Source organism: Amycolatopsis japonica, from assembly GCF_000732925.1.
GTDB lineage: Bacteria > Actinomycetota > Actinomycetes > Mycobacteriales > Pseudonocardiaceae > Amycolatopsis > Amycolatopsis japonica.
Genome location: NZ_CP008953.1, coordinates 6240423 through 6257254 on the forward strand (window position 1 = coordinate 6240423; position 16832 = coordinate 6257254).

18 protein-coding genes are annotated in these 16832 nt (G+C 68.7%); 11 read left to right on the top strand and 7 right to left on the bottom strand.

What is annotated here, in order from left to right:
• Positions 1-8: 8 nt before the first annotated feature.
• From cysD to AJAP_RS28950, 5 genes are all read left to right on the top strand, one after another.
• Positions 9-929 (top strand): sulfate adenylyltransferase subunit CysD, encoded by a 921-nt coding sequence (gene cysD, locus AJAP_RS28930; protein WP_038517149.1) that lies wholly within the window; start codon positions 9-11, stop codon positions 927-929.
• Complete coding sequence (locus AJAP_RS28935; RefSeq protein ID WP_038517152.1) at positions 929-2191, top strand: sulfate adenylyltransferase subunit 1; 1263 nt, start codon at positions 929-931, stop codon at positions 2189-2191. The genes cysD and AJAP_RS28935 overlap by 1 nt, the downstream gene beginning before the upstream one ends.
• On the top strand, positions 2188-2925 hold the full coding sequence (locus tag AJAP_RS28940; protein ID WP_038517153.1) for a sirohydrochlorin chelatase: 738 nt from the start codon (positions 2188-2190) through the stop codon (positions 2923-2925). The genes AJAP_RS28935 and AJAP_RS28940 overlap by 4 nt, the downstream gene beginning before the upstream one ends.
• Positions 2926-3104: 179 nt before the next feature.
• Complete coding sequence (locus tag AJAP_RS28945; protein WP_038517155.1) at positions 3105-3728, top strand: hypothetical protein; 624 nt, start codon at positions 3105-3107, stop codon at positions 3726-3728.
• A 78-nt stretch (positions 3729-3806) separates the two neighbouring features.
• Positions 3807-4580: an enoyl-CoA hydratase family protein gene (locus tag AJAP_RS28950; protein WP_016332418.1), complete on the top strand. Its 774-nt coding sequence runs from the start codon at positions 3807-3809 to the stop codon at positions 4578-4580.
• A gap of 8 nt (positions 4581-4588) precedes the next feature.
• Here the strand turns inward: AJAP_RS28950 and AJAP_RS28955 are convergent, their stop codons facing one another.
• The 3 genes from AJAP_RS28955 to AJAP_RS28965 are packed head-to-tail and all read right to left on the bottom strand — an operon-like array spanning position 4589 to position 5627.
• Positions 4589-4945, bottom strand: coding sequence for a barstar family protein (locus AJAP_RS28955; RefSeq protein WP_038517158.1), 357 nt, complete (start codon positions 4943-4945; stop codon positions 4589-4591).
• A complete protein-coding gene (locus AJAP_RS28960) occupies positions 4942-5412 on the bottom strand; it encodes a ribonuclease domain-containing protein (RefSeq protein ID WP_038517162.1) in 471 nt (156 codons plus the stop codon). The genes AJAP_RS28955 and AJAP_RS28960 overlap by 4 nt, the downstream gene beginning before the upstream one ends.
• An 11-nt stretch (positions 5413-5423) precedes the next feature.
• Positions 5424-5627 (bottom strand): CDP-alcohol phosphatidyltransferase family protein, encoded by a 204-nt coding sequence (locus tag AJAP_RS28965; protein WP_038517165.1) that lies wholly within the window; start codon positions 5625-5627, stop codon positions 5424-5426.
• A gap of 59 nt (positions 5628-5686) precedes the next feature.
• On the opposite strand from AJAP_RS28965, the gene AJAP_RS28970 reads away from it, so the two are divergent.
• The 3 genes from AJAP_RS28970 (at position 5687) to AJAP_RS28980 (ending at position 9434) form a co-directional block, all read left to right on the top strand.
• Complete coding sequence (locus tag AJAP_RS28970) at positions 5687-6652, top strand: zinc-binding dehydrogenase (protein ID WP_038517167.1); 966 nt, start codon at positions 5687-5689, stop codon at positions 6650-6652.
• A 183-nt stretch (positions 6653-6835) separates the two neighbouring features.
• Positions 6836-7879, top strand: a complete 1044-nt coding sequence (locus AJAP_RS28975; RefSeq protein WP_038517170.1) for an alpha/beta hydrolase — start codon at positions 6836-6838, stop codon at positions 7877-7879.
• 79 nt (positions 7880-7958) lie between these two features.
• Positions 7959-9434: an amino acid permease gene (locus AJAP_RS28980; protein ID WP_038517173.1), complete on the top strand. Its 1476-nt coding sequence runs from the start codon at positions 7959-7961 to the stop codon at positions 9432-9434.
• Here AJAP_RS28980 and AJAP_RS28985 read toward each other — a convergent pair.
• Entirely contained in the window at positions 9409-10461 is a 1053-nt protein-coding gene (locus tag AJAP_RS28985) for an NAD(P)H-dependent flavin oxidoreductase (RefSeq protein WP_038517175.1), read from the bottom strand. The two genes, AJAP_RS28980 and AJAP_RS28985, sit on opposite strands and share 26 nt — an antisense overlap.
• A 152-nt stretch (positions 10462-10613) precedes the next feature.
• Between AJAP_RS28985 and AJAP_RS28990 the strand changes: the two genes are divergently transcribed.
• Positions 10614-12377 (top strand): family 20 glycosylhydrolase, encoded by a 1764-nt coding sequence (locus tag AJAP_RS28990; RefSeq protein ID WP_038517177.1) that lies wholly within the window; start codon positions 10614-10616, stop codon positions 12375-12377.
• A gap of 58 nt (positions 12378-12435) precedes the next feature.
• On the top strand, positions 12436-12882 hold the full coding sequence (locus tag AJAP_RS28995) for a pyridoxamine 5'-phosphate oxidase family protein (protein ID WP_038517179.1): 447 nt from the start codon (positions 12436-12438) through the stop codon (positions 12880-12882).
• Positions 12883-12933: 51 nt separating this feature from the next.
• Here AJAP_RS28995 and lepA read toward each other — a convergent pair whose 3' ends face one another.
• Positions 12934-14775: a translation elongation factor 4 gene (gene lepA, locus AJAP_RS29000; RefSeq protein WP_038517181.1), complete on the bottom strand. Its 1842-nt coding sequence runs from the start codon at positions 14773-14775 to the stop codon at positions 12934-12936.
• A 113-nt stretch (positions 14776-14888) separates the two neighbouring features.
• Between lepA and AJAP_RS29005 the strand changes: the two genes are divergently transcribed.
• Positions 14889-15476 carry a class I SAM-dependent methyltransferase gene (locus AJAP_RS29005; protein WP_051972629.1) on the top strand — a complete coding sequence of 196 codons (588 nt, stop codon included), beginning with the start codon at positions 14889-14891 and terminating at the stop codon, positions 15474-15476.
• On the opposite strand, the gene AJAP_RS29010 is transcribed toward AJAP_RS29005, so the two are convergent.
• Together AJAP_RS29010 and AJAP_RS29015 are read right to left on the bottom strand one after the other, a co-directional pair.
• Positions 15473-15847 carry a VOC family protein gene (locus AJAP_RS29010; protein WP_038517183.1) on the bottom strand — a complete coding sequence of 125 codons (375 nt, stop codon included), beginning with the start codon at positions 15845-15847 and terminating at the stop codon, positions 15473-15475. The genes AJAP_RS29005 and AJAP_RS29010 overlap by 4 nt on opposite strands.
• A gap of 23 nt (positions 15848-15870) precedes the next feature.
• On the bottom strand, positions 15871-16776 hold the full coding sequence (locus AJAP_RS29015) for an EamA family transporter (RefSeq protein ID WP_038517185.1): 906 nt from the start codon (positions 16774-16776) through the stop codon (positions 15871-15873).
• Between the last annotated feature and the right edge of the window lie 56 nt (positions 16777-16832).

The window sequence follows — 16832 nt, forward strand, 5'->3', positions numbered from 1 at the left end:
GGGACGAAATGACCACGCTCGAACCGGCCGCTGACGCCGCCCAGGACAATCTGGCGGCGCTGGAATCCGAGGCCATCCACATCTTCCGCGAGGTGGCGGGTGAGTTCGACCGGCCGGTGATCCTCTTCTCCGGCGGCAAGGACTCCACGCTCCTGCTGCACCTGGCGATCAAGGCCTTCTGGCCGGCCCCGGTGCCGTTCCCGTTGCTGCACGTCGACACCGGGCACAACTTCGACGAGGTCATCGACTTCCGCGACCGCGTGGTCGAGCAGCACGGGCTCCGGCTGGTCGTGGCGAAGGTCCAGGACTGGATCGACGACGGCAGGCTCGAAGAGCGCGCCGACGGGATGCGCAACCCGCTGCAGACCACGCCGCTGCTCGACACGATCGCCGAGAACAAGTTCGACGCGGTCTTCGGCGGCGGGCGCCGCGACGAGGAACGCGCCCGCGCCAAGGAGCGGATCTTCAGCCTGCGCAACGCTTTCGGCCAGTGGGAGCCACGTCGGCAGCGACCGGAACTGTGGAACCTCTACAACGGCCGTCACCGCCCTGGCGAGCAGGTCCGCGTCTTCCCGCTGTCCAACTGGACCGAGGCGGACGTCTGGAACTACATCGCGCGGGAGAAGGTCGAAATGCCGTCGATCTACTACGCGCACCGGCGCGAGGTCTACCAGCGCGACGGCATGTGGCTGGCCGAAGGTCCGTGGGGCGGGCCGCGGCCGGACGAGGTCGTCCGGGAACTGACCGTGCGCTACCGGACCGTCGGCGACGGTTCGTGCACGGGCGCCATCGAATCGACCGCCGCCACGGTGGACGAGGTCATCGCCGAGGTCTCGGCCTCCCGGCTCACCGAACGCGGCGCCACCCGTGCCGACGACCGGATGTCGGAGGCGGCGATGGAAGACCGCAAGCGGGAAGGGTACTTCTGATGTCCAGCCTCCTCAGGCTCGCGACCGCGGGCAGTGTGGACGACGGGAAGTCGACCCTGGTCGGGCGGCTCCTGTACGACACCAAATCCGTCCTCGCCGACCAGCTGGACGCGGTCACCCGCGCCAGTGTCGACAAAGGACTGTCCACTCCGGACCTCTCGCTGCTCGTGGACGGCCTGCGCTCGGAACGCGAGCAGGGCATCACGATCGACGTGGCGTACCGGTACTTCGCGACGCCGAAGCGCAGTTTCGTGCTCGCGGACACGCCGGGCCACGTGCAGTACACGCGGAACACGGTGACCGGGGCGTCCACCGCGCAGCTGGCCGTACTGCTGGTCGACGCGCGCAAGGGCGTCATCGAGCAGACCCGCCGCCACGCCGCGGTGCTCGCGCTGCTGGGCGTGCCGAACCTGGTGCTGGCGGTGAACAAGATCGACCTCGTCGGCTACGACGAAGCGACGTTCACCGTGATCGCCGAAGAGTTCGCCGAGCACGCCGCGTCCCTGGGCTACGAACGGGGTTCCGTGCTCGCGGTGCCGGTTTCGGCGCTGGTGGGCGACAACGTGGCCGAGAAGTCGGACAAGACACCGTGGTACTCCGGCCCGACCCTGCTGGAGCATCTGGAAACCGTTCCGGTGGCGCCGGATCCGCACGATTCGGCGTTCCGCTTCCCGGTGCAGTACGTGATCCGGCCGCGCACGGCGGACCATCCCGACTACCGCGGGTACGCCGGGCAGATCGCGGCGGGCACCGTGCGGCCGGGTGACGAGATCGTCGTGCTCCCGCAAGGGATCCGCAGCCGGGTCGAGGCCATCGACACCGCCGACGGGCCGCTCGCCGAAGCCGGCGCGGGCACCTCGGTGACCCTGTTGCTCGCCGACGACGTCGACATCTCGCGCGGTGACCTGATCGCCGCCGCCGACCGGCAGCCGACGGTGACCGACGAGATCACCGCGACCCTGTGCTGGCTCTCGGCCAAGGCGCTCAAACCGGGCGCACGGGTGCTGGTGAAGCACGGAACGCGGACGGTGCAGGCCCTGGTCGGCGAACTCCACGCCCGTTTCGACGAGCAGACGTTGTCCAGTGTGGACGATCCGGCGACCTTGGAGCTCAACGACATCGGCCGGGTGACGTTGCGCCTGGCCGAAGAGATCGGCGTGGACGACTACGGCGTCAGCCCGCGGACGGGCGCGTTCCTGGTCATCGACCCGAAGGACGGCGACACCCTCGCCGCCGGACTCGTCGGCGAAAGGTTCGCATGACGCCACCCCTTCTCGCCGTCGCCCACGGCAGCCGCGATCCGCGGTCCGCCGCGACCATCCGCGCCCTGCTCGACGTCTCCCGCGGGCTGGCACCGGGCCTCGACATCCGCGAGTCCTTTTTGGATCTTTCGGAGCCGCTGCTCACCGATGCCCTTCGCGGCCTGTACGCCGAGGGGCACCGCGAGGTCGTCGTGGTGCCCCTCCTGCTCGGCGTGGCCTACCACGCCCGGGTCGATCTGCCCGCGCTCGTCGCCGAGGCGACCGCGGACTGCCCGGGCCTCGACGTGCGGGTTTCCGGGGTACTGGGCATCGACCCGCTCATCGAGACGGTCGCGCTGGATAGGCTCACCGACGCGGGCGCCGATCTGGACGACCCGGGCCTCGGTGTCCTGCTGGCCGGTGTCGGCTCGTCGAACGTGGCGGCGAACGACGCCGTCGCCGGGATCACCACCCGCTGGCATCTGCGGCGCGGACTGCTCGCGACACCCGCCTTCGCCAGTGCCGCGCAGCCGGACGTGCCGGCCGCCATCGCGCGGTTGCGGCTCAACGGCGCACAGCGGCTCGCGGTCGCGGGCTGGTTCCTCGCGCCGGGGCTGCTGCCGGACCGGATCGCGCGCCTGGCCCGCGAAGCCGACCCGTCGGTGATCGTCGCCGGGCCGCTGGGACCGGATCCGCGGATCGCCGGGCTCGTCCTGGACCGCTACGACGTCGCCGCCGCCCGGCTCGCCGCCTGAGTAGCACGACCCGTCCCGTACGGGCGCTTGATGCCGATTTTCGGTGGGTTCCGTTCCCAGTTCCGTGACGCCCCGCGTATGGGAACGGAGATTTCTTGACGAGTTACTTAACTTGCCGGTAACTCTCTAAACGCTGCGCAGCTCCCTTTCTCCCCATCGAACCCCCAGGTAGGTGGAACATGAAGGCTGCCATCCGTGCCCTCGTCTGCGCTTCGGCCGTACTCGTCCCGATCGCCGGTCTGGCCGCGCCGGCTTCCGCGGCGACCACCGTCGTCTTCGACTGCGAGGCGAAGCCGCCGCTCGTCGGCAACAAGTACCTCAAGCTGAACCAGGACGCGGACGTCACCGCCCCGGCCACGGTCGCCCCCGGTGCCGCGCTCGACATCGTCATCGACCCGGCGCCCAACACCGTCCCGGCCGAGGTCAGCGGCTACCAGGTCAAGAACATCAAGGACTTCTCCCTGAAGATCCCGATCCCGGCGAACTCGACCTGGGTGAGCGCCGACCTCGCCGGCGGCTCCGGCATCGGCTCGACCCCGCCGAAGATCACCGTGTCCGGCAGCGTCGCGACGCTGAGCTTCCCCGGCCCGATCGCGGGTGGCTCGACGTTCGAACTGCCGACCGTGACCGCGCATCTCACCGCGGGCTCGTCCGGCACCATCGAGACGAAACTGGGCGGTTCCAGCTACAGCGACCCGGGTCTGACGTTCACCGCCGTGGTCAGCGCCGGTTTCGACGTCTCCGCCCCGACGGCGTGTTTCCCGAACCCGAGCCCGACGTTCACCACGACGACGATCGGCTGACCCGTGCCTGCGCCACCGTCGTGACGATGGTGGCGCAGGCCACTGCCCGGCCCGACTTCGCCCGTGCGAAGGTGGGGCATGGCTGACGAACTGGTGCACTACGACGTGGTGGGCGGCACCGCCACGATCACCTTGGACTCCCCGCACAACCGCAACGCGCTCTCCGCCCAGCTGCGGCGTGAACTGAGCGAATCGCTGGACAAGGCACAGGCGGACGACGCGGTGCGGGTCATCGTGCTCACCCACACCGGTCCGGTGTTCTGCGCGGGTATGGATCTCAAGGAGGCCCGCGGCGCCGGTGCGGGCGCCCAGGGCGTGAACGAGTTCCCGAAGATCCTCGAGCAGCTGTGGACCAGTCCCAAGCCCGTCGTGGCGAGGCTCGCGGGCCCCGCACGGGCCGGCGGGATCGGCATGGTCGCAGCGACCGACATCGCCGTCGCCGTACCCGAAGCGACCTTCGCCTTCTCCGAGGTGCGGATCGGCGTCGTCCCCGCCGTCATCTCGCTCACCGTGCTGCCGCGGCTCAACGCCCGCGCCGCGCACGAGCTGTTCCTGACCGGTGACACCTTCGACGCGAAGCGCGCCGTCGAGATCGGCCTGCTGAACTCGGCCGTCCCCGCCGACGAACTCGACGACGAGGTCGCCCGCTACGTCAAGGCGCTCGCGCTCGGCGGCCCGAAGGCGCTCGCGGCGACGAAGGAACTGCTCAGCAAGCCGCGCCCGGCGACACCCGCCGAAGGCTTCGAAGCCATGAACAAGCTGTCCGCCGGGTTCTTCGCGAGCGAAGAAGGCCAGGAGGGCATCACGGCCTTCGCGCAGAAGCGCAAGCCGAACTGGGTGCCGGAGGCATAGGCCGTGTCCTAGTCCGGCAGGACGACGGTGAGGCGCCGGGAGTCCGTCCGATCGCCGGACGGCCCCAGCGCCCGCTGCGCGTCGGAAAGCACGCTGCGGACGGCCAGGTACGCCTTCGGATCACGCTCCCGGAGCCCCGAGGAACCGGCCCAGATCAGGACGTGCTCGCCGGGCGGGAGCCAGGACAGGTCGGTGAGGCAGTCGTAGAGCGCGTCGAGGTTCTTCCCGAAGTAGTCCGGGAACGACAGCGCCTCCGCGATCGCGTCGAGCGCCGAGTCCTTGTCGACCGTCCGCGCGCCGTCGATCAGGTGCGGATACGCGCCGCGGGCGAACGCCTTGTCCGCCGCGTCCTTGCCCGCGCTCATCGGCTGGGGTCCACTACGACGAAGGACTTGTAGTGGTCCTCGGTGTAGTACAGCTCCTTGCCGCTCCCGGTCACGAGCCGCCTCGCCCCGCGATCCTGGCTGCCCGGCGTCTTCACCGTGTACTCCCGGTAGTAGCCGGAACCCTTGGCGGGCAAGACCTTCTCCCGGTTCTGGAAAGTGACGTCGTCATTGCGCGGGTACGGGTACGGCCCGCCCGCTTGGATGAGCTTCCAGGTGTCGGACGCCTGCGAAGGAAGCTTCGTCAGCGGCTTGACCGGGAGACCCGAATCCTCACCCGCGACCTTGCCCTTCGCCGCGGCGTCGCCCGACGGCGCGGCCGAAGCGGACGAACTCGCCGGAGCGCTCTTCGTGTCGTCACCGCTGATGCCGTCCTTGACGAACCAGCCTGCGAGCACCAGCACGATCAGGCCGATCAGGGCGGCGGTGATCCGCCTACGGTTGAACATGGTGTGCCAGCTTAGGACGGCCGGTCGGAGTCGTTCGCATCGCGGGCGGTGCCGAAGCGCCGGGCGACCTTTCCGAAGACCGTGTCGAGCACCCAGGCCGCGACCAGGCACAGCGGCACCACGACCGCCATGACCAGCACGAACTGCACGGGGAACGGGGCCTGCGCGAGCCACAGTTCGACGCCGTCCCACCAGTCCGCAAGCCCGTTGAACACAGTGTGAGCCTACGCTCGCATCCAGTGCCGTCACCCGTCAGGCCATGTAAGTTGCTGCCATGTTCGCCGTTTACGCTTCCGAACCCAACGCCGAAAAGCCGCTGGACTCGCTGGTGATCGGCGAGCGGCCCGAACCCGAGGTCCCCGAAGGCTGGGTGCGGGTCAACGTCAAGGCCGCCAGCCTCAACATGCACGACCTGTGGACGTTGCGCGGCGTCGGCATCAAACCCGAGCAGTTCCCGATGATCCTGGGCTGTGACGGCGCGGGCACCCTCGACGACGGCACCGAGGTCGTCGTCCATTCGGTGATCAACGCCCCGGGCTGGCAGGGCGACGACACCCTCGACCCCAAGCGCACCCTGCTCACCGAGAAGCACCAGGGCACCTTCGCCGAGCAGGTCGTGGTCCCCGCACGCAATGTCGTTCCGAAGCCGTCGAGCCTGAGCTTCGCGGAAGCCGCGACGATGGGCACGGCATGGCTGACCGCGTACCGGATGCTGTTCGTGAAGTCCGGGCTGCGGCCTGGACAGACGATGCTCGTCCAGGGCGCCTCCGGCGGCGTCTCGACCGCGCTGATCCAGCTCGGGCGTGCGGCCGGATTCCGGGTCTGGGTCACCGGGCGTAGCGAAGAGAAGCGTGCGCTCGCCGAGAATCTGGGCGCACATCAGACCTTTGAGTCCGGCGCGCGGCTGCCGGAGCGGGTCGACGCGGTCTTCGAAACCGTCGGCAAGGCGACCTGGTCCCATTCGGTGAAGTCGCTGAAGCCGGGCGGCATCATCGTCGTCTCGGGTTCGACCAGCGGCCCCGACGCTCACGCGGAGTTGCAGCGCGTGTTCTTTCTGCAACTACGCATCGCGGGTTCGACCATGGGGACCAGGGACGAACTGAACGATCTCCTCGCCTACCTGGAGCTCACCGGGGTCCGCCCGCAGATCGGTGCCGAACTGCCGTTCGCGGAAGCCGAAACCGGGTTTAAGAACATGCTCGACGGGGAAACCTCCGGCAAGGTGGTCTTCACGCATTGATCGGAGGGGTGGGTTCGCCCCCTCGTCGTGATCAAGCGCGCACACAAGCGCACGTCCGCGCGTTCCGCGCAGGTCAAACAGCCATTTCGCGGTCTTGTCAAGTGTCAAGAACGTTATGACTTGGCGAGCTTCTTACGACCAAAGTTCGACCAAAATCCGACCTCTCGCGGTTAGCCTGGAACCATGACCGCATCGCAGCGGCCCGAACCGGCGGACCCGGGGGGCCGGACCACCACCGACACCGACCCGATCCGCGTCTCGTTCCGGCGCTACGCCGGTGTCCGCACCAGAGTGCTCGAAGTCGGGCCGCAGCCGGTGGAATCCACCGACCGCACCCCTCGGCGGATGCTCGGCAAACGGGCCACGGCGCGCGGGCAGGTCAAGCCGACCGCGCCGAGGCTGGTGCTGCTGCACGGCTACTGCGACAGCGCCGACACCTGGCGCCCGGTTCTGGAGCTGCTCGCGGCCGCCGGTGTTCCGGCGGTCGCGGTCGATCTGCCCGGATTCGGTGACGCTCAGCCACTGCGGCCGGGCCCGATGCTGCCGCAGCTGGACGCGTTCACCGCGGCCGTGGTCAAGGAGCAGGCCGTACTCGGCACGGTGGTCCTCGCCGGCAACTCGCTCGGCGGCACGATGAGCCTGCGTGCCGCGGAGAACCACCGGCTGCCGGTCGCCGGCGTGGTGTCGATCGCCGCGCCCGGTTTCGTGGACAGCTGGCTCATCCGCACCGTGGCCCGGTACCCGCTGCCGCTGCGGATGTACTCGGCCCTGCCGCTGCCGATCCCCGGCTTCCTCGTGCGTGCCGTCGCCGAGCAGGTCGTCCCCCGGCTCCTGTACGCCGACTCGGCCGCCGCCGACGCCGACCAGGTACGCCGGTTCACCTCGCTTTTCCCGGACTACCGCTCCACCACCACCAGGCTCGAACAGGCGAGGCAGCTCGTCGAAGAGCTGGCGAACGCGTACCGCCTCGAAGAAATCCGTGTCCCGCTCCTGGTGGTCGTCTGCGGCAAGGACAAGCTGGTCAGCGCCGCCTCCGGACGGCAGTTGCACGCGCTGGTCCCGCACAGCAGGCTGATGGTGCGCGAGGACTGGGGCCATTGCCCGCAGCTGGACGACCCCGTCGAGATCTCGGAGCTGCTCACCTACTTCTCCGCCGGCGCCTCCAGGCCGTCGAAGATCGCCGCTCGCGTGGCCGCCGAAGTGAGCGAGGACACCGTCGCCGGATAGGTGCGAAGTCCCGACTCCCGCTACGGTGCCCTTCGGACTGTGACCCAGTCCGAAGGGCACAACCTGTTGGGAGACGACGATGTCCGCACCGCGCAGCCTGGGCTCGGGATCCGGGATATTCCGCCGCAAACCGATCGATCAGATCCAAGAACTCAGTGGAGGCGGAGGGCTCCAACGCACGCTGGGCCTGCGGCAGCTGACCGCGATCGGCGTCGGCGGCATCATCGGCGCGGGGATCTTCTCGCTGGCCGGCGCGGTCGCGAACAAGACGGCGGGCCCGGCCGTGCTCATCTCGTTCCTCATCGCGGGTATCGCCAGCGCCGCCGCCGCGTTCTCCTACGCCGAGTTCGCCGGGCTGATCCCCCGCGCCGGGTCGGCCTACACCTACGGCTACACCGTGCTGGGCGAGATCGTCGGCTGGTTCATCGGCTGGGACCTCCTGCTGGAGTACACCGCGATCGTGGCGGTGGTCGCGATCGGCATCTCCGGTTACTTCAACGAGCTACTGGGTTACCTGAACATCGAGCTGCCGACCTGGATGCTGGGTGCTCCGGGCACCGAAAAAGCCGGTGTCGAACCGGGCTCCTACAAGATCAACCTGTTCGCCGTGCTGCTGTGCCTGCTGATCGCCTTCATCCTCAACCAGGGCATGAAGAACGCGGCCCGGTTCGAAACGCTGCTGGTCTACCTGAAGGTCGGCCTGGTCCTGCTGGTGATCGTCGTCGGTGTCTTCCACATCAACACCGACAACTACTCGAACTTCTTCCCGTTCGGCCTCAGCGGCGCGTTCACCGGAGCGGCGACGGTGTTCTTCGCGGTCTTCGGATACGACGCCATGTCCACCGCGGCCGAGGAATCGACCGACTCCCAGAAGCACATGCCGAAGGCGATCATCTACTCGCTCGCCATCTCGATGGTGCTCTACGTGCTGGCCTGCCTGGTCCTGACCGGCATGGTCAACTACAAGGACATCGACAGCGAGGCCGCCTTCTCCAGCGCCTTCGCGGGCCTCGGGATGAAGTGGCTCGGCCTGATCATCGCCGTGGGCGCGATCATCGGTATCACCACGGTGCTGTTCACCTTCCTCATGGGCGCGAGCCGCGTCGGCTACTCGATGAGCCGCGACGGCCTGCTGCCCAAGTGGTTCGGCAAGACCCACCCGGTGCGCAAGGTGCCGAGCCGGATGACCTGGGTGCTCGGTATCGCGTCGGCGGTCATCGCCGGTCTGCTGCCCATCGGTGAGGCCGCGGAACTGACGAACATCGGCATCCTGCTCGCGTTCGTCGTCGTCTGCATCGCGGTGATCGTGCTGCGCTACAAGCAGCCGGACCTGCCGCGCACGTTCAAGACGCCGGGCATGCCGATCGTGCCGATCATCGGTGTCGTCTTCTCGATCTGGCTGATCACGTTCCTGAACCCGGAGACCTGGCTGCGGTTCGCGGTCTGGTTCGGCATCGGCCTGATCATCTACTTCGCCTACAGCCGCCGTCACTCGGTGATGAACGCGAACAACGGCGACGCGAAGCAGGTCAGCGGAGACGACTCAACCGCGTAGCGGCTTCGCGGGCTTCGGTCTGGAGGCGTTCGACTATCGACGCCGCCGGGCCGGAGCCCGCGAGTTCATAGGTCTGCCCCGCGTAGAGGGACATGATCTCGGGGTCGCCCGCCTTGCCCGCCGCCGCCCGGATCGGCTTGGTCAGGTTGTTGACCTCCGGATACGCCGACGGCGCGGTGGCCGAGAAATCCGCGACCGCGCGATTGACCAGTGACCGGGCGGGACGTCCGCTGAACGCCCGGGTGAACGCCGTCGGCCTGCCCCCGTCCGCCAGCGCCTGACGATGCGCGGGCTGGGTCCCGGCCTCGTCCGCCCGCAGGAACGCGGTGCCCAGCTGTGCCGCGACGGCCCCCGCCGCCAGCACCGCCGCGATGTCGGCGCCGTGCACAAGCCCGCCGGTCGCGACGAGCGGCAGATCCGTCCGCGCCGAGACCAGCCTGAGCAGGCTCAGGACCCCATACTGCGCACCCCCGCCTTCGGCTCCGGGCTCGTCGGCGAAAAGCCCTCGATGCGCTCCGGCCTCGAATCCCTGGACCACGAGCGCGTCCGCGCCGACGGCCACGGCCCGATCGGCCTCCGCCGGGCTGGTGACCGTAACGGCCACCTTGCTCCCGTTGGCGTGCAAGCGTTCGACGTCCTCGGCCGAAGGCGTGCCGAAGGTGAAGGAAACGACCGGCACCTTCCGCGCCAAGACGACCTCGAGCTTCGCGGCATAGGCGTCGTCGTCCCAGCGCGGCTCGCCGGGCTCGACGCCGAGGCGCTCGGCCTCCGCGCGCCAGCGCTCGATGTGCGCACCGAGTTCCACGTCGGCGGCGGAGCCACCCGATACGAAGAGGTTCACGCCGAACGGTTCAGCGGTCAGCTCGGCCGTCTTGGCGATCCGGTCCGAGAGGGCGTCGGCGCTCAGATAGCCCCCGGCCAGGAAGCCGAATCCACCCGCCGCGGTCACCGCGGCCACGAGCTCGGGAGTGGTCGGCCCGCCCGCCATCGGGGCCGCGATCAGGGGGAAACGCAGGTCTTCGAACACGTTTCCGACGATAGTCCCCTCGTGGTGACACGCATTGTGACGTTCAAGTCACTCCAAGGTTCGCTCGTGGTGGTCTAGACCTTTAACGGCGAAAATGCGACGATCGGACGGCCGTGACGCGCGTCACGCCCTCGTCCCCCTTGGAGGCCCCGGTGAAGACCTTGAGAGCGCGGCTCGGTCGCGCCTTCGTGGGGGTGGCGCTGCTCGCCGGCGCCACCACCGCTGCCGCCCCGGTCGCCGACGCGGCCACCCCGCCGCTGCAGGCGATCGTCCCGGTCCCGGTCTCGGCCCAAGCGGTCACCGGCGCCGACCACGCCTTGACCGCGAACACCAAGATCTACACCCAGGCCGGGTCGGCGCAGGCCAAGGCCGTCGGCGAGTACCTCGCCGGGATCTTCCGCACGTCCACCGGCTTCCCCCTGCCCATCGCCGACGCTCCGTCGGGCACACCGGCCGACGGCATCTCGCTCCTCCTGTCCGGTGCGGACACTCGCGTCGGCGACCAGGGCTACCAGCTGAACTCCACGTCCGCGTCGGTCATCCTGCGCGCGACGACGGCACAAGGCCTCTTCGGCGGCGTCCAGACGCTGCGCCAGCTGCTGCCCGGCAAGATCGAAAGCCCCACGGTGCAGCAAGGTCCTTGGACGATCCCGGGCGCGAACATCCTGGACTACCCCCGCTTCGGCTACCGGGGCGCGATGCTCGACGTCGCCCGGCACTTCCACCCGGTCGCCACGGTCAAGCGGTACATCGACCAGCTGGCCCAGTACAAGATCAACAACCTGCACCTGCACCTCGCCGACGACCAGGGCTGGCGCATCCAAATCGACAGCTGGCCGCGGCTGACCACCTACGGCGGCAGCACCCAGGTCGGTGGCGGCGCCGGCGGCTACTACACCAAGGCGCAGTACACGGAGATCGTGAACTACGCGGCCTCGCGGTTCATCACGGTCATCCCGGAGATCGACATGCCGGGCCACACCAACGCCGCCTTGGCGTCGTACGCCGAGCTGAACTGCAACAACACCGCCCCTCCCCTGCGCACCGACACCGCCGTCGGCTACAGCTCGCTCTGCATCTCGAAGGACATCACGTACACCTTCGTCAACGACGTCATCCGTGAGGTCGCCGCGCTGACGCCCGGACCGTACTTCCACCTCGGCGGAGACGAGGCCCAGGCCACCAGCGACGCGGACTACCGCACGTTCATGAACCGGGTGCTGCCGATGGTGGCCACCGCGGGCAAGCAGGTCGTCGGCTGGCACGAGATCGGCAAAGCCACCCTGCCGGCCACCGCGACCCCGCAGTTCTGGGGCACGACGACGTCCAGCACGGAGGTCTCCAACGCCGTCGCCCGCGGCAGCAAGGTGATCCTGTCTCCGGCGAACAAGGCGTACCTGGACATGAAGTACAACTCCAGCACGCCGATCGGGCTCTCGTGGGCGGGCTACATCGAGGTCCAGGACGCCTACAACTGGAACCCGGGCGCGTACCTCTCCGGTGTGCCCGAATCCGCCGTCCGCGGCGTCGAATCCCCGCTGTGGACCGAAACCGTGGTGACCCCGGCGAACATCGACTACCTCGCCTTCCCCCGGCTCCCGGCGCACGCCGAACTCGGCTGGTCGCCGTGGTCGACGCACGACTGGAACACCTTCCGGGTGCGCCTCGGCGCGCAGGCGCCACGCTGGCAGGCGCAGGGCCTCGACTACTACAAGTCGAGCCAGGTGCCTTGGGAAACCGGATCCGGCAACCCCGGCACCTGCACGCTGCCCGCGTGGGACCGTGCTTCGGTCTACACCGGTGGAGCGACCGTCTCCCACAACGGCCACAAGTGGACGGCCCAGTGGTGGACGCAAGGCGAAGAACCCGGAACGACCGGCCAATGGGGTGTCTGGCGCGACAACGGCACCTGCTGACCCCGCCCCGTAGTCCCGCTCGGCCCCTTCACCGACCGAGCGGGACTACGGTGGTCCCATGGCCGCAGACCTCGAACTCGTCCGCACTCTTTCCTTGCGTGAAAACGGACTCGCTACCGTCTCAACGGTCCGGGCGGACGGCACCGTCCACTCCTCGGTGGTGAACGCCGGGGTCTTCGAAGACCCGGTCACCAAGGCACCGGGAGTCGCCTTCGTGGCGATGGGCGGGGTGAAGAAACTCGACCTGTTCCGCCGGGCGGGCCACGCCACGATCACCTTCCGGCATGGCTGGGAGTGGGCGGCGGTCCAGGGAAGCACTCATCTCATCGGCCCGGACGACCCGGACCCGGACTTCGACCCCACCGGTCTCCCCAAGCTGCTGCGCGAGGTTTTCATCGCGGCGACGGGGACCCACGACGATTGGGACGAGTACGACCGTGTGATGGCCGCCGAACGCCGTGTCGCCGTCTTCGTCACCGCGAACCGGGTCTCCGGAAACCGTTGATACGAAAAAGCCGCCCGGACGGTGATCCGGGCGGCCTTTCGCGAGTATCGGTTACTTCTTCTTGCTGCCGGCGTCCTCGGTGGACAGAGCCGCGACGAAGGCCTCCTGCGGGACCTCGACCCTGCCGACGGTCTTCATCCGCTTCTTGCCTTCCTTCTGCTTTTCCAGCAGCTTGCGCTTACGCGAGATGTCACCGCCGTAACACTTCGCGAGCACGTCCTTGCGGATCGCGCGGATGGTCTCGCGGGCGATGATCCGCGACCCGACGGCCGCCTGGATCGGCACTTCGAACTGCTGCCGCGGGATCAGCTCGCGCAGCCGCGTCGCCATCCGGTTTCCGTAGCCGTACGCGGCGTCCTTGTGCACGATCGCCGAGAAGGCGTCGACGGTCTCCCCCTGCAGCAGGATGTCGACCTTGACCAGATCCGCGACCTGGTCGCCGCCCTCTTCGTAGTCGAGCGACGCGTAGCCGCGCGTACGCGACTTCAGCGTGTCGAAGAAGTCGAAGATGATCTCCGCGAGCGGGATGTTGTACCGCAGCTCGACGCGGTCCTCGGAGAGGTAGTCCATCCCCAGCAGCGTGCCGCGTTTGGCCTGGCACAGCTCCATGATCGTGCCGACGAACTCCGACGGCGCCAGGATGCTCACCTTGGAAACCGGCTCGTGGACCTCGGAGATCTTCATCCCGGACGGCCAGTCCGAGGGGTTCGTCACCACGACCTCGCTCTTGTCCTCGAGCACGACGTTGTAGATGACGTTCGGCGCGGTCGAGATCAGGTCGAGGCCGAATTCGCGCTCGAGCCGGTCTCGCGTGATCTCCAGGTGCAGCAGGCCGAGGAAGCCGCAGCGGAACCCGAACCCGAGCGCCACGGAGGTCTCCGGCTCGTAGGCGAGCGCGGCGTCGTTGAGCTGAAGCTTGTCCAGTGCCTCGCGCAGTTCGGGGTAGTCCGAGCCGTCGACCGGGTAGAGGCCGGAGTAGACCATGGGCTTCGGCTCGCGGTAGCCCGCGAGCGGCTGCTCGGCGCCCTTGCGCTCGGAGGTGACGGTGTCGCCGACCTTCGACTGACGGACGTCCTTCACCCCGGTGATGAGGTATCCCACCTCGCCGACCCCGAGCCCCTTGCTCGCCTTGGGCTCCGGCGAGATGATCCCGACCTCGAGGAGTTCGTGGGTGGCGCCGGTGGACATCATCTTGATCCGCTCGCGCGGCGTGATCTTGCCGTCGACGACCCTGATGTAGGTCACGACGCCCCGGTAGGTGTCGTAGACCGAGTCGAAGATCATCGCGCGAGCGGGCGCGTCCGCGTCACCGACCGGCGGTGGCACCTGTTTGACGCATTCGTCCAGCAGCTCGGTCACGCCCATGCCGGTCTTCGCCGACACGCGGAGCACGTCCGAAGGCTCGCAGCCGATGATGTGCGCCAGCTCGGCCGCGTACTTGTCCGGATCGGCCGACGGCAGGTCGATCTTGTTCAGCACCGGGATGATGTGCAGGTTCTTCTCGAGCGCCAGGTAGAGGTTCGCCAGCGTCTGCGCCTCGATCCCCTGCGCGGCGTCGACCAGCAGAATCGCCCCTTCACAGGCCTCCAAGGCCCGGGAGACCTCGTAGGTGAAGTCCACGTGGCCGGGGGTGTCGATCAGGTGCAGGACGTGGTCCTGGCCGTCGACCTTCCACGGCAGGCGCACGTTCTGCGCCTTGATGGTGATCCCGCGTTCCCGTTCGATGTCCATGCGGTCGAGGTACTGAGCGCGCATGGCCCGCTCCTCGACCACGCCGGTGAGCTGCAGCATGCGGTCGGCCAGGGTCGACTTGCCGTGGTCGATGTGCGCGATGATGCAGAAGTTCCGGATGAGCTCCGGGGGCGTGAAGGTCGTGTCGGCGAACGTCGTCAACGGGTTTCCTCGCGAAGGTCGGGGTGTGCCACCTCTATGGTCCCATGCCGCTCCGGGTGCGAGTGGGGGTCATCCCCGATGCGGCCCGTGATGAGCTGTGGTGCCCTCGAAGTATGAGTACTTCACTGTCCCAAATGCTCGACCGAACGTTCGGCCATCCCCGCGGACTGCTCGGCCGGTTCGGTGGGCGGGCGATGGCGCACGGCAATGCCGCCACCGAGCTTCGGGTCGTCGAGCTGGCGTCGATCGAGTCCGGCGAGACCGCCCTGGTCGTGGGCCCCGGCCCGGGAATCGGCCTGCAGGCCACGGCCGAACGCGCGGGCCGGGCGATCGGCGTCGACCCCTCGCAGGAGATGCTCGCCCGCTCTCGCCGCCGCTGCGGCGACAAGGTGGAGCTGCGACAGGGCACCGCGGACGCCACCGGTGAGCCCGACGGCAGCGTCGACGTGGTCCTGAGCGTCAACAACGTGCAGCTGTGGGACGACCGGGCGGCCGGGTTCGCCGAACTGTTCCGGGTGCTGCGCCCCGGCGGCAGGCTGCTGCTTTCGTCGCACGAGAAGTGGTTGCCGGTGTCCCGGCACGAACTGGCCGACGAAGCGGCCGCCGCCGGCTTCGTCGATCTGCAGACCTGGACCTGGGACCCCCCGGGCTTCGGCGCCTCCCTCGCCGCTCAGCTGCGCGCGATCAAGCCCCTCGCCTAGCGCGGATCAGTGCGCAGCGGGTGCTCACGCGGCACTTCGACCAGCACGATCCTGGTGCCGTCCGGGTCGGCGATCCACGCCTCGTCCAGCCCCCAGGGCTCGCGCCGCGCGCCGCGAACCGGCTCCAAGCCCTTCTCCGCGAGTTCCTGGAGCGCCGCGGCCAGGTCCCGGACCTGGAGCCACAAGGCGACGTCAGGGGTCGGGCCGGTCTCTCCGGTACCGACGATCTCGATCGACCCGTTCCCGGCGAAGAACACCGTCCCGCCGGGGAACTCCTTGTCGATGGCCAGGCCCAGGGTGTCCCGATAGAACGCCGTCGACACGTCGAGGTCCTTCGGGTGGATCAGCACCCTGCTGCTCAGCACGTCCATGGCTCAATCCCTACCGGATGGGTTCAGGCCATCGCAATCGCGGCGATACCCGCCAGCACCACCACCGACCCGGCCAGCCGGCGGACGGCGTTCGCCTCCCCCAGGACCAGCCAGGCGGCGACGCCGCCCAAGACGATGCTCAGCTCCCTCGCGGGCGCGACGAGGCTCACTGGGGCGACCTGGAGGGCGTAGAGCACCAGGAGGTAGGCGACGGGTGAGAACACGCCGACGATGACGACCTCACGCTTGTGCTCGCGCCAGAGCCACGAGATCTCCTCGCGGTCCTTCAGCGCGTACGGCGCCATCAGCAGGCTCTGCACGATCGCGCCGGTTCCGAAGTACACGATCGGCGGGACACCGAGACCGGTGACCGAATGCGCGTCCCACAGCGTGTAGGCGGCGATCGTGAGACCGGTCAGCAGGCCGTAGAACAGGCCTTTGCGGCGAGCGACACGGTCGGCGGCGTCGGCGTGGGCCGGCGCCCGCCCGGTCCCGATCACCAGCACACCGGCGACCACGAGGAACGCGCCCACCAGGCCGAGGATTCCGGGCCGCTCGCCGAGCAGCAGGACGGCGGCGAGTACCGAGATCAGCGGCCCGGTACCGCGGGCGACGGGATAGACGACGGACAGATCGCCGACGGCGTATCCCCGTTGGAGGACGATGCCGTACGTGACGTGGAACACCGCGGTGACCACGGCGGCGAACAGCCAGGTCCACTGTGGACGTTGTGGTTCCACGGCCAGCGAGACCGCCATGACGGGGACGAGCAGGATCGCGGAAAGGCTGTAGTACGCCCAGACGAACCTGGCTCCGCCGCGGCGGATCCGCTTGGCGGCGAGGTTCCAGCCCGCGTGGATGACGGCGGCGATGACGACGAAGGACAGAGCGGTGGCGTTCACAGCGGACCTTTCACGTTTTCCGCGCATGCGGAAAACCCGGTCCTCCAGGCTTTTGTCCCGTCAGATGAACGGCGGTGCTTCCG